This window comes from Roseivivax sp. (assembly GCF_054552075.1).
On the sequence record NZ_JBTOLZ010000025.1, the window covers coordinates 39308 to 52342 of the forward strand.

Consider the following 13035-nt stretch of genomic DNA (forward strand, 5'->3'; position numbering starts at 1 on the left):
GCCGGAAAATGCGCTATTCTGGGGTTGGTTTGCCCCAAACGGCATGTGGAAAGGCAAGAATGACCCCGGCGCTCGACTCGACCGATCGCAAGCTGCTGGCGCTGTTGCAGACCAACGGCAAGGCCAGCCTCCAGGAGCTGGCCGAGGCGGTGGGCCTGTCCTCCTCGCCCTGCTGGCGGCGGGTCAAACGGCTCGAGGAGGAGGGCGTCATCAAGGGCTATGTCGCCCGGCTCGATCCCAAGCGCATCGGGCTCGACGCGCTGGCCTATGTCTTCGTCTCGCTGATCGACCACGGGCAGGACACGATCACCCGTTTCGCCCGGCTGGTCTCGGCCGAGGACCGGATCGTCGAATGCGCCTCGGTCACCGGCGGTAGCGACTTCATCCTGAAGGTGGCGGCCAAGGATCCCGAGGACCTCGAGACCTTCCTGATGGGCGGCATCCTCGCCTCGGGGCTGGTCCGCGCGAGCCAGACGCATTTCGTCTTGCGCCGCACCAAGACCCGCAGCCCCTGGCCGCTGCTCGACTGACTTGTCGTCGCGCCGCACCCGGTTAGGGTGCGCGGGCAAGGCAAAGGAGGTCGGTCATGGCATATCTCAGATGGGGCATTCTCGGCGCCGCGCGCTTCGCGCGCGAGAAGATGGGCCCGGCGATCCACGCGGGCCGGGGCGGGACGCTGACCGCGCTGGCCACCTCCTCGCCCGAGAAGGCCGCGCCCTTCGAGGCGCTCGCCCCGGGGCTGCGGGTGCATCACGACTACGAGGCGCTTCTGGCCGATCCCGAGATCGACGCGGTCTATATCCCGCTGCCGAACGCCATGCATGTGGAATGGACGCAGAAGGCGCTTGCCGCGGGCAAGCATGTGCTTTGCGAGAAGCCGCTGGCCATGGCCGCCGAGGAGATCGACGCGCTGATCGCGGCGCGGGACGCCTCGGGGCTCCTGGCCGCCGAAGCCTACATGATCGTGCACCACCCGCAGTGGCAGCGCGCCCGCGAGATCCTGCAGTCGGGCGAGATCGGCCCCCTGCGCGAGGTCGGCGCGCAGTTCTCCTTTTTCAACGACGACCTCGCGAACATCCGCAACAAGCCCGAGGAGGGCGGCGGCGCGCTGCCCGACATCGGCGTCTACATCTTCGGCGCGGCGCGTTTCGTCACCGGCGAGGAGCCCGAGGCCATCCTCTCGGCCGATCTCGACTGGCAGAACGGCGTCGACACCCGCGCGCATGTGACCGCGCGCTTCCCGTCGTTCCACTACCAGGGCTATGTCTCGACCCGCATGGCGCCCTTCCAGCGCATGACCTTCCACGGCGAGGCGGGCGTGATGACGCTGGAGGCGCCCTTCAACGCGCAGGCCTATGGCGAGGCGCGGATCACGTTGGAGCTGGGCCAGGGCATCCGCCGCGAGGAGCGCTTTCCGGCGGCGCAGCATTACACGCTGCAGGTCGAGGCCTTCAACGCGGCGGTGCTGGAGGGCAGGCCCTATCCCTGGACGCTGGAGGACGCCAAGGGCACGCAGCGGATGCTCGACATGACCTACGCGAAGGCGCGGGGCTAAGGCGCGCGGCGGCGCTCGGACAGGCGCGACGGGGCAGAGCGCCGGGCTCGCCCGCGCCCGGCCGACCACCCGCGCCGGCCCAAGGCCGACAGACCGGACCGAACCGCGCAGCGCGCGGCGGGCTCAGATCACACTGTCAGGAAAAATGCCCAAAAACCGGGCAGGGCGGGGGCGGCGTCCAAGGGCCGCCCCCGAAGCCGTCAGGACAGGTTCACCACCTGCGCGCTTTTCTGCGCGCCGGATTTGGCCGCCTTGGCGCTGGTCTTGGCGGTGCGCGAGGCGTCGGAATTGGCGTCGATGAACTCCAGCACCAGGGGCCGGATGTTGTTGCGCCACTTGCCGCCCGCGAAGATGCCGTAATGACCCGCGCCGGGCTCGAGGTGGCTGGCCTTCATCTCGTCCGGCAGCCCGGTCAGAAGGTCCAGCGCCGCCACGCATTGGCCGGGGGCGGAGATGTCGTCATTCGCGCCCTCGACGGTCTTCACCGCGACATTGGTGATCTTGCCGATGTCCACGGGTTTGCCCTCGATGGTGAAGGCGTTCTTGGCGATCTCGCATTCCTTGAAGATGCGCTGCACGGTCGAGAGGTAGAACTCCGCCGGCATGTCCATCACCGCGAGGTATTCGTCGTAGAACTTGTTGTGGCGGTCATGCTCGGAGGCCTCGCCGCGCGCGGCGCGCAGGATCTGGTCCGAGAAGGCCTTGGCATGGGTATCGGCGTTCATCGCCATGAAGGACGAGAGCTGCAGGAGCCCCGGGTAGACCCGCCGGCCGACGCCCTTGTAGCGGAAGCCGACGCGCTGGCACATCGCCTCTTCGAGCTGGCCCATGGTGACCCGGGCGCCGAAGTCGGTCACCTCGGTCGGGGCCGCGTCGGGGTCGATCGGCCCGCCGATCAGCGTCAGCGTGCGGGGCTGCGCCTCGGGGTCTTCCTCGGCCAGGTAGGCGGTCGCGGCCAGCGTCAGCGGCGCTGGCTGGCAGACCGCGATCACATGGGTGTCGGGGCCCAGCTCGCGCATGTAGTCGACCAGGTAGAGGGTGTAATCCTCCACGTCGAACTTGCCCGCGCTGACGGGAATGTCCCTCGCATTGTGCCAATCGGTCACGTAGACTTCGCAATTGGTGATCAGGCTTTTGACGGTAGAGCGGAGGAGCGTCGCGTAATGGCCCGACATGGGAGCCACCAGAAGGATCTTGCGGGGCTGTTCCTCGCGGCCGACCACGTTGAAGTGGATCAGGTCGCCGAAGGGCCGCTCCAGCACGGTCCGCACCTCGACCAGGTGGTCCTTGCCGTCGTCGCAGGAAATGCTGTCGATGCCCCAGTCGGGCTTTGCGATCATCCGCTCGAAGGTGCGTTCGGTGACCTCGCCCCAGGCTTCGACCCATCGGATCGCCGGGTTCGGGATCAGCGCCAGCCCGGGGAAGGACGCCATGGTGCGCGCGGTGGCACCGATCCACTGGTTGGTGTTTCGCACCGTCTCCATCATGTCGTAGAGAGCCATGTGACGCATAAGTCGTCTCCTATCGCCAATACCCGGCGAGCAAATGGCACGATCGCCGCCCGCAATGGTATTGCTGCACGGCAGAAAGCTAGGGGGTATCCCGTAGGATGACAACCGAGACGTTTGACCAGCCGCAGAATCTGGAAAAATTCAATCAGAACCTCGCCCGCGTGGAGGAACTGTCGCAACGGCTGATCGCCGCGATGACCAAGCGCAAGCCGCTGGACACCTCGCTGCAGGGCCCCGACCAGGAGCTCTATGCCAAGGCCATGACCGGCTATTGGCAGGCCTGGATGCAGAACCCCGCCAAGGTGATCGAACACCAGATCTCCTATTGGGGCGACACGGTGAAACATTTCGTCGAGGCGCAGCAGGCGCTGGCCTCGGGGCAGCTCAAGGCGCCCGAGGATCCCGGCCCCAAGGACAAGCGCTTCGCCAATCCGCTTTGGGACACGCATCCCTATTTCAACTTCATCAAGCAGCAATACCTGATCAATTCCAAGGCGCTCGAACAGGCGGTCGCCGACATCGACGACATGGACCCCAAGGAAAAGCGCCGGCTGAGCTATTTCGCGCGGCAGATCGTCGACATGATGGCGCCGACGAATTTCCTCTCGACCAATCCCGACGCGCTGGAAAAGGCCATCGAGACCGAGGGCGAAAGCCTGGTGAAGGGGCTCGAGAACCTGATTTCCGACCTCGAGGCCAACAACGGCGAGTTGGTGGTGAAACTGGCCGACGAAGAGGCCTTCAAGATCGGCGAGAACATCGCCACCGCCGAGGGCGAGGTGGTCTACCGCAACCGGATGATGGAGATCATCCAGTATGCGCCCACCACCGAGAAGGTGAAGGAAACGCCAATCGTGCTGTTTCCGCCCTGGATCAACAAGTTCTACATCCTCGACCTGCGCGAGCAGAACAGCTTCATCCGCTGGGTCGTCGACCAGGGCTACACGCTCTTCGTGGTGAGCTGGGTGAACCCCGACCACGACTACAGCGATGTGGGCCTCGACACCTACATCGAGGAGGGCTTCCTGACCGCGATCGAGGAGGTGAAGGCGATCACCAACCAGAAGCGGATCAACGCGATCGGCTACTGCATCGCCGGCACCACGCTGTCGCTGACCCTGTCGCTCCTGAAGCAGCGCAAGGACAACTCGATCAAATCGGCGACCTTCTTCACCACGCTGACCGATTTCTCCGACCAGGGGGAGTTCACGCCCTTCCTGCAGGACGATTTCGTCGACGGCATCGAGGACGAGGTGAAGCGCACGGGTGTGCTGCGCTCCTTCATCATGGCGCGCACCTTCTCCTTCCTGCGCTCGAACGACCTGGTCTACCGCCCGGCGATCCAGAGCTACATGATGGGCGAGACGCCGCCCGCCTTCGACCTGCTCTACTGGAACGGCGACGGCTCGAACCTGCCCGCGCGCATGGCGGTGCAATACCTGCGCGATCTCTGCCAGGCCAATACCTTCGCCGGGGGCGAGGGCATCGAGCTTCTGGGCGAGACGCTGAAGATCGAGGACGTGGACGTGCCGCTCATGTCCATCGCCTGCGAGACCGACCATATCGCCGCCTGGAAGGACTGCTTCCGGGGCGTGACGCTCATGGGCTCCAAGGACCGCAGCTTCGTCCTGGCGGAATCGGGCCATATCGCTGGCATCGTGAACCCGCCGATGAAGAACAAATACGGCTACTACCTGAACGACGACTTCCGCGGCACGCCCGAGGAATGGCAGGCCGGGGCCGAGCATCACAAGGGTTCCTGGTGGCCGGTCTGGGAAGCCTGGATCGGCAAGCGCTCGGGCCGCTGGATCAACGCGCGCGCGCCCGGCGATTCGGAGCATCCCTCGCTCGGGAAGGCGCCCGGAACCTATGTCACCGCCAAGGCCCGTGAAATCGAACCCTGATTTCGCAGCACAGCCAGGGCCTTAGCATACAGTCGCCAGTTTTTTGCTGCACCGCGGCGAAAATCCTTGAAATGCTGCGGCGCAGCACGCATATTCCTGTGCAGATGCAGAAAACGCGGTGAGGTGGGCTCACCGGAAGATGCATGAAAGGATTTTGAGATGGCTACCAAGCAGCAGCAAGACTTCACTGCGATGATGAAAGACATGATGGGCGCGTTCCCGGTCGACACCAAGGCGATGGAAGACGCCTTCAAGACCCAGGCGACCCTGAACGAGAAGCTCTCGGGCGTGGCTCTGGAAGCCGCCGAGAAGTCGACCGAGCTCTCCGCCAAGTGGACCAAGGACACCCTGACCAAGATGGGCGACCTCTCCAAGGCGAAGGCCGAGCCCGCCGACTACGCCAAGGCGATGACCGACTTCGCATCGGCCCAGGCCGAAGTGACCGCCGAGCACATGGCCGCCTTCGCTGAGATCGCGAAGAAGGTCCAGATGGACACCGTCGAGCTGATGATGGCCGCCGGCAAGGACATCACCGAAGACGCATCGGCCGCCATGAAGAAGGCCACTTCGGACATGACCGCCAACGCCAAGAAGGCAACCACCGCCGCCGCCTCCAAGTAAGGCGTCAGCGACACAAGGATCGGCGCGCGGCACTCCTCCCTTCGTCGTGCGCACTTCCTGGGCGGGCCGATCGGCCCGCCCTTTTTCGTCTGCGGGGACCAGAGGACACTTGCCCATTTCCTAAGCAAGGTCTTAGGGTTTCTGCACCGCAGATATGGGGAGGCCCAGAGTGTCGAATTCGGAAAAGCCGCTGCTTATCAAGCGTTACGCCTCTCGGCGGCTCTACAACACCGAGACCAGCGACTATGTCACGCTCGAGGACATCGCCGGCTTCATCCGCGACGGACGCGAGGTTCAGATCGTCGATCTGAAATCCGGCGACGACCTGACGCGGCAGTATCTGCTGCAGATCATCGCCGAACACGAAAGCCGCGGTGAAAGCGTCCTGCCGATCAACGTGCTGAACGACCTGGTGCGCAGCTACACCACGCAGGCGACCTCGATGGTGCCGCAGTTCCTGGCCCAGAGCTTCGAGATGTTCCGCGACAGCCAGTCGAAATGGGTGGAGAACATGAACGCCATGAACCCCATGGCGAAGATGCCCGGCTTCGAGGCGATGCAGGCGCAGCAGGAGGCCTTCATGAAGGCCATGACCCAGGGCGGGCCCGGGGGCACCGGCCCGCGCGCGCCGGGCTCTGAGGAGGCCCCGGGCCAGGGCGGCGGCACCGCCAAGGCCAAGCCCGCGCCGCGGCGCGGCGCCGAGCCGCCCACCGAGTCCGCCGAGGACATCGAGGCGCTGAAGAAAGAGTTCGCCGAGCTTCAGGCCAAGCTCGCCAAGTTCGGCAAATAGCGCGCGGGGCTCAGGTCCCGTAGGCGCGGGCCGGGGCCATGGCGGCCTCTGCCGCGCTGATCAGCGCCTCGGCCACCGCGGTGCATTGATCGAGCGTCAGCCGCGCCGGCAGCCGGGTGTCGCAGGCCCGCATCAGCATGGCGCGGGTGCGCGGCAGCTCGGGCATCTCGGGCAGGAACTGCCAGTTCCAGAAGGCCCGCGCATTGTCGGCGCTGCGCCCGAAGACCTGCACCTTGACCCCGGCCTCCGCCGCCGCGGCGGTGAAGGCGTCGACATCCGCGTCGCTCATGCCGACGAGGTTGAACTGCAGCGAATCCGGCGCGCGCATCTCGGGGGCCAGCTTGCGCGGCACCTCGAACCAGGGCGTCTCGGCAAGGCGCGCGGCGACATGGTCGTGGTTGCGCCGCCCGTCGGCGACCCGGCGCGGCAGCTCGGCCAGTTGCGGGCGGATCACCGCCGCGGAAAGGTTCGAGAGCCGCAGGTTGTAGAGCGGCAGCTTGTTCTGCCAGCGGGCAAAGGGCTCGGTCAGGAGCCCGTGTTTCTTCCAGTTGGTCTCATAGGCGCCCGACATGATCACCGCGCGGGCGATCATCTCGGCGTCGTCGGTGACCAGGAGCCCGCCCTCGCCGGCGTTCAGGAGCTTGTAGCTCTGAAAGCTGAAGCAGCCGATGCGGCCGAGCGTGCCGATGTTGCGCCCCGCCCAAGTGGTGCCGAGGCTGTGCGCGGCATCCTCGACCACCGGCACGCCGTGGCGGTCGGCGATCGCGAGGATGGCGTCCATGTCCGAGGTATGGCCGCGCATGTGGCTGATGATCACCGCCGAGACAGTGGCGATCTTGGCCTCGAAATCGGCCAGGTCGACGCGGTAGTCGCTGCCGACCTCGCAGAGGACCGGCAGGCAGTCGGCGTGCAGCACCGCCGAGGGCACCGCGGCGAAGGTGAAGCCCGGGATCAGCACCCGCGCGTCGCGCGGCAGGCCCAGCGTCTTCAAGGAGAGGAACAGCGCGGCCGAGCAGCTCGAGACGGCCAGCGCGTAGCGGCAGCCGAGGGTCGCCGCGAACTCCTGCTCGAGCCGCGTCACCGGGCTGTCGGCGCTGCCGTGATACCGGAACAGGTCGCCGCTTGCGAAAAGCCGGTCGACCTCGGCGCGGGCCGCCTCGGGGATCGGCTCGGCGTCGTGCATTTCCGGAATGCCGCTCATTGAGGCCTCCTCCTGTCGCGCTCGGGCCAGTGTTACTTGCTGGGCTGCGGGTCGCCAAGCGCTAAGGTGCCGCGCCGCGCGGGCTGCGCGCCTGTGCCTCAGAGCCCGAGGCGATCGCGCAACGCATACCAGCTCATGGCCAGCACCAGGAGCGGCGCGCGCAGGGCGCTGCCGCCCGGGAAACGCGGTGTCGGCAGGCGCGCCATGGTGTCGAAGCCCTCGGCCTCGCCGGCGATGGCGCGCGCCATGAGCAGCCCCGCATGGGTCGCCGTGCCGACCCCGTGGCCGGAATAGCCCGAGGCCGAGAGCACCCGCTTCCCGGGCCGCGCGAGATGCGGCAGCCGCTTCATGGTGATCGCCAGCGTGCCGCCCCAGGCATGGGTCAGCGGCACATCGGCGAGATGGGGGAAGATCTCGAGCATGGGCTTGGAGACCAGCGCGCGGATGTCGGCGGGGAAGCGGTAGCCGTAGCTTTCGCCGCCCCCGAAAAGCAGCCGCCCGTCGGGGCTGAGCCGGAAGTAGTTCACCACGAAGCGGTCGTCGGCCACCGCCATGTCGCGGGGCAGCACCTCGGCGGTGCGCGCGCCCAGAGGCTCGGTCGCGACGATGAAATTGTTGATCGGCATGACCCGCGCGGCGACCCGGGGCGCGAGCCCGCCGAGATAGCCGTTGGCCGCCAGCACGACGTGTTCGGCGGTGACCTTGCCGCCGCGGGTGGTGACCGTCGCGGGCGCCCCATCGCTGACGCCGGTGACCTCGGTGCCTTCGTGCAGCCGCACCCCGGCCTTGAGGCAGGCCGCCCGCAGCCCTAGCGCGTATTTCAACGGGTGCAGATGCGCGGCGTCGTGGTCGATCACCCCGCCGCGATAGGCGGGTGAGGCGCAGGCCGCGCGCCAGTCGTCGCCCGCGAGCGGCTCCAGCGCGTCGTAGCCGTAGCGCGCCTGCATGTGCTCGGCGTGCGCGAAGGCCTCGCGCAGCCCGCGCGCGTCCGAGACCGCCTCGGCCACGCCGGGGCGCAGCTCGCAACCGATGCCGTGGCGCGCGATCAGATCCTTGACCAGCGCTTTGGCTTCCTGGCCGAGCTCCCAGTAGGCGCGGGCCTCGCCGGCGCCCAGCATCTTCTCGAGCGCCATCTGGTCGACCCGCTGGCCCGAGCCGAGCTGCCCGCCGTTCCGCCCCGAGGCGCCGAAGCCCGCCCGATGCGCCTCGACCAGCACCACGTCGCGGCCCATCTCGGCCAGGTGCAGCGCCGCCGAAAGCCCGGTGTAGCCCGCGCCCACGACGCAGACATCAGCCTTGGTGTCGCCCTGAAGGGCCGGGGCGGGCTCGGGCAGGGGGGCGGTCTCGGCGTAGAAGCTGGCCGGGTAGCGGCCCTGGGTGTCGTTGGCGTAAAGCAGGTTCACGGGCGGCGGTGCCTTCTCAGATGATCGGGCCGAGGGGCGGCGGGGGCCGGGCGCGCCGTGGCCCCGGCGCCGGGCGAGTCTCGGCCTCCAAGCCTCAGACGTTCAACAGCAGGTGCTCGCGCTCCCAGGGGCTGATGACCTGCAGGAATTCCTCGTATTCGGCGCGTTTCACGATGGTGTAGACCCGCGCGAACTCGGGCCCGAGCGCGGCATGCAGCGCCTCGGCCCCGTCGAACAGCTCCAGCGCCTGGCCCAGCACCCGGGGAATGTCGCCCTCGCCCTCGTAGGCGTCCCCCTTGAACTGCTTCGAGGGCCAGGCCTCCTCGGTCAGGCCGAGGTAGCCGCAGGCCAGCGAGGCGGCGATCCCGAGGTAGGGGTTGCAGTCCATGCCCGCTAGCCGGTTCTCGATCCGCCGGCTCTCGGGGCCCGACAGCGGGATGCGGATGCCGGTGGTGCGGTTGTCGCGCCCCCATTCGAGGTTGATCGGCGCGGCATGGTCGCGGACGTAGCGCCGGTAGGAGTTCACGTAAGGCGCCAGCACCGCGATGGCCGCGGGCAGGTGGCGCTGCAGCCCGCCGATGAAGTTGAAGAAGGCGTCGGTCTCGCCGCCCTGCGGGCCCGAGAAGATCGACTTGCCGGTCTCGATGTCGTTCACCGAGTGGTGGATGTGCATGGCCGAGCCCGGTTCCACCGCGATCGGCTTGGCCATGAAGGTGGCGAAGCAGTTGTGGCGCAGCGCCGCCTCGCGGATCAGCCGCTTGAAGTAGAAGACCTCGTCGGCCAGCTTCACCGGGTCGCCGTGGCGCAGGTTGATCTCGAGCTGCCCGGCGCCGCCTTCCTGGGTGATGCCGTCGATCTCGAAGCCCTGGGCCTCGGCGAAATCGTAGATGTCGTCGATCACCGGGCCGAACTCGTCCACGGCGGTCATCGAATAGGCCTGGCGCGCGGCGGCGGGGCGCCCGGTGCGGCCCATCATCGGCTCGATGTCCTTGGCCGGGTCGGTGTTGCGGGCGACCAGGTAGAACTCCATCTCGGGGGCCACCACCGGCTGCCAGCCCTTCTTGTGATAGAGGTCCACCACCCGGCGCAGCACGTTGCGCGGCGCGAAGGGGATCGGGCGGTCCTTGCGGTCGTAGGCGTCGTGGATCACCTGCAGCGTCCAGTCGCCGGTCCAGGGCGCCGCCGAGGCGGTCGACATGTCGGGCTTCAGGATCATGTCGCGCTCGATGAAGCCCTCTTCCTCGTCGGCGGCCTCGCCCCAGTCGCCGGTGATCGTCTGGTAGAAGATCGAGTCGGGCAGGTGGAAGGTCTTCTGCCGCGCGAATTTCGAGGCCGGCACCGCCTTGCCCCGGGCGATACCGGGAATGTCGGAGATGATGCATTCCACCTCGTCGAGGCGGCGCCCCTCGAGGTAGTCGCGCGCCGCCTGCGGCAGGCCGTCGGTCCAGTCGCTCATGCCTCGACCCTCCCGCCGCGGAAGACCCGGTCGAACTGGTCGGCGAGCTCGGCGCTGTCGAGCCGCCCGCCGAGGCTGCCGCGCGCGGCCTCGAGCTGGTCGTCCGGCACCACGCCCGGCCCGCGGCTCTCGATCAGGCCCTGGATGAAGGCGTCGTCGAACTCCGGGTGCGGCTGCACGGTGTAGATGTGATCGCCATAGGCCAGCGCCGCATGGGCGCAGAAGTCGCTCTTGGCCAGGGTGCGGGCGCCCTCGGGCACCTCGACCACCTGGTCCTGGTGCCAGGCGTGGATCCGGCGCGTGCCCTCGGGGAAGCTGTAGTCCTGGGCGCCGACCGACCAGCCGCCGGCGAATTTCTCGACCCGGCCGCCGAGCGCCTGGGCGATGATCTGATGGCCGAAGCAGACGCCCACGAGCGGCCGCCCGCTGTCGCGAATGGCGCGGATCAGCTCTTCCAGCGGCGGGATCCAGGGGTGATCCTCGTAGGCACCGTGGCGCGAGCCGGTGATCAGCCAGCCCTCCGCGTCCTCGGGGCCCTGGGGGAAGTCGTTCTCGACGACGCTCCAGGTCTGGAAGCTGTGGCCCTTGGGGGCCAGGAGCGCCTCGAACATGTCCTTGTACTGGCCATGCTCCGGGGCCAGCTCGCTGGGGACGAGGCCGGTTTGCAGGATGCCGATCTTCATGGTTCACCGCGTTCAGGGAATGGGGCGGATGCTAGGTCGCAGCCGCGTCGGGGGCAAGCGTCAGACGGTGTCGAGATAGATCTCCACCTGTTCCTTGGGCGAGAGCTCGGCCATGTAGTGGCGCTCCTGCTTCTTGGTCAGCAGGTAGTTGCGGATCAGCTCGGCGGGGAAGATCCGCGGCATGATCTCGCTCTGCTCGAAGCGGGTGATCGCATCGGCCCAGTTGTCGGGCATGTGCTCAAGCTCCAGCGCATAGGCGTTGCCGGTGATCGGCTCGGGCGGGTCGATGGCGTCCTCGATGCCGTTGAAGGCCGCGCCGAGGATCGCGGCGAGCGAGAGATAGGGATTCACATCGCCGCCCGAGACGCGGTGCTCGATCCGCCGGGCCGCGGGCGCGCCCGAGGGCACCCGCAGCGCCGCGGTGCGGTTCTCATAGGCCCAGCAGAGCCCGGTCGGCGCATGGGCGCCCGGCACCAGCCGGTCGTAGGAGTTGAGATGCGGCGCGAAGATCAGCGCGCTGTCGGACATCGCCGCGAGGCAGCCCTGGATCGCGTGGCGCAGGGTCTCGGTGCCGCGCGGGCCGCCGTCGTCGAAGATGTTGCGCCCGGCGGCGTCGAGCACGGAGAAATGCGCGTGCATGCCCGAGCCGGAATAGTCCTCGTAGGGTTTGGCCATGAAGGAAGCGGCGAAGCCGTGGCTGCGCGCCAGCCCCTTGACCAGCATCTTGAAGAACCAGGCGTCATCGGCGGCGCGCAGCGCGTCGTCGCCATGCATGAGGTTGATCTCGAACTGCCCGAGCCCGGCCTCGGAGATCGCCGTGTCGGCGGGAATGTCCATGGCCTCGCAGGCGTCGTAGAGATCGGTGAAGAAGCTGTCGAAGGCATCAAGCGCGCGGATCGACATGGTCTCGGCCGCCTTGCGCCGCTTGCCCGAGCGCGGCGAGATCGGCACCTCGAGGGTGCGGCCGGAGTCGTCGATCAGGAAGAACTCGAGCTCCACCGCGACCACCGGGGTCAGCCCGCGCGCCTTGTAGCGGTCGAGCACCGCGCGCAGCGCGTGGCGCGGGTCGCCGTCATAGGGCCGCCCGTCCTCGCGGAACATCCAGATCGGCAGGAGCGCGGTCGGCGCCTCGAGCCAGGGCATGGGCAGGAAGCCGCGCTCGGTCGGGAAGAGGACGCCGTCGCGGTCGCCGCTCTCGAAGACCAGCGGGCTGTCGTCGATGTCCTCGCCCCAGATGTCGAGGTTGAGCACCGAGACCGGGAAGCGGGTGCCGTTCTCGACCACCTTGTCGGCGAAGCGCGAGGGCACCCGCTTGCCGCGCGGCTGGCCGTTGAGGTCGCAGGCGGCGACGCGGATGGTGCGGATCTGGGGGTGTTTCCGCAGGTAGTTCTTCATTTGCAGCGAGGACATTGGGGGACCGTGGATAATTTGATCAAAATCTTGCACGGCCCGTCGGGCGAGGCAAGGGGGCGTGTTTTTTGGGTGCTGGTAGGGAGTGGAGTGGGTGGCTGGTCCTCTAGGGGCATGGATGTCTGTGCCTGCGATTGGGCTGGGCGTCTATGACGTGCGGAGGTTTAGGTGCCGATGGCGCAGTGGGGGCAGGTTGGCCTTACCGCGCGGGAGGCTCGGTGATCCTGACCTTCGGACGGCAAGAAGCCCATGCTACGCGGATTTCTAGGTCTCCCTGCAACATGGGGGTTTTGTGCCTGTGTCGCTTAGATGGCCGGGGGCCTCTGCTTCGTGAAGGCCAAGTGTCCAAGCCAAGCAGAGAGCAACGTGCCCCTGCCACCCAACAACCCCTCGCACCAGAGGGCGCGCGCCGGACCGGGGGCCGGCGCTGCCGACCTCTGGGCTATGCGCTTTATGGCAGCAAGGTCAGGACCAACTACGAGCTAAGCACGCCGCCCAAAG

At 67.6% G+C, this 13035-nt stretch carries 11 protein-coding genes; 5 read left to right on the forward strand and 6 right to left on the reverse strand.

The window, feature by feature from the left end; genetic code table 11:
- Positions 1–59: 59 nt before the first annotated feature.
- A complete protein-coding gene (locus tag ACX938_RS16360; protein WP_232753446.1) occupies positions 60–530 on the forward strand; it encodes an Lrp/AsnC family transcriptional regulator in 471 nt (156 codons plus the stop codon).
- Between the two features lie 56 nt (positions 531–586).
- Entirely contained in the window at positions 587–1555 is a 969-nt protein-coding gene (locus ACX938_RS16365) for a Gfo/Idh/MocA family protein (protein WP_459431848.1), read from the forward strand.
- Between the two features lie 200 nt (positions 1556–1755).
- Here the strand turns inward: ACX938_RS16365 and phaZ are convergent, their stop codons facing one another.
- Positions 1756–3066, reverse strand: coding sequence for a polyhydroxyalkanoate depolymerase (gene phaZ / locus ACX938_RS16370; protein WP_459431849.1), 1311 nt, complete (start codon positions 3064–3066; stop codon positions 1756–1758).
- 98 nt (positions 3067–3164) lie between these two features.
- On the opposite strand from phaZ, the gene ACX938_RS16375 reads away from it, so the two are divergent.
- The 3 genes from ACX938_RS16375 to phaR all read left to right on the forward strand — a co-directional run bounded on the left by ACX938_RS16375 (position 3165) and on the right by phaR (position 6381).
- Positions 3165–4970 (forward strand): PHA/PHB synthase family protein, encoded by a 1806-nt coding sequence (locus ACX938_RS16375; RefSeq protein WP_459431850.1) that lies wholly within the window; start codon positions 3165–3167, stop codon positions 4968–4970.
- Between the two features lie 159 nt (positions 4971–5129).
- Positions 5130–5591, forward strand: coding sequence for a phasin family protein (locus tag ACX938_RS16380; protein ID WP_232753450.1), 462 nt, complete (start codon positions 5130–5132; stop codon positions 5589–5591).
- Positions 5592–5760: 169 nt separating this feature from the next.
- Complete coding sequence (phaR, locus tag ACX938_RS16385; RefSeq protein WP_459431851.1) at positions 5761–6381, forward strand: polyhydroxyalkanoate synthesis repressor PhaR; 621 nt, start codon at positions 5761–5763, stop codon at positions 6379–6381.
- A gap of 10 nt (positions 6382–6391) precedes the next feature.
- Here the strand turns inward: phaR and ACX938_RS16390 are convergent, their stop codons facing one another.
- From ACX938_RS16390 to ACX938_RS16410, 5 genes are all read right to left on the reverse strand, one after another.
- A complete protein-coding gene (locus tag ACX938_RS16390; RefSeq protein WP_459431852.1) occupies positions 6392–7582 on the reverse strand; it encodes a DegT/DnrJ/EryC1/StrS family aminotransferase in 1191 nt (396 codons plus the stop codon).
- Positions 7583–7680: 98 nt separating this feature from the next.
- Entirely contained in the window at positions 7681–8985 is a 1305-nt protein-coding gene (locus tag ACX938_RS16395; protein WP_459431853.1) for an NAD(P)/FAD-dependent oxidoreductase, read from the reverse strand.
- A gap of 94 nt (positions 8986–9079) precedes the next feature.
- Positions 9080–10441, reverse strand: coding sequence for a glutamine synthetase family protein (locus tag ACX938_RS16400; protein WP_232753454.1), 1362 nt, complete (start codon positions 10439–10441; stop codon positions 9080–9082).
- Positions 10438–11124, reverse strand: coding sequence for a type 1 glutamine amidotransferase (locus ACX938_RS16405; RefSeq protein ID WP_459431854.1), 687 nt, complete (start codon positions 11122–11124; stop codon positions 10438–10440). The genes ACX938_RS16400 and ACX938_RS16405 overlap by 4 nt, the downstream gene beginning before the upstream one ends.
- A 60-nt stretch (positions 11125–11184) precedes the next feature.
- Positions 11185–12519: a glutamine synthetase family protein gene (locus tag ACX938_RS16410; protein ID WP_232753569.1), complete on the reverse strand. Its 1335-nt coding sequence runs from the start codon at positions 12517–12519 to the stop codon at positions 11185–11187.
- Positions 12520–13035: the final 516 nt, after the last annotated feature.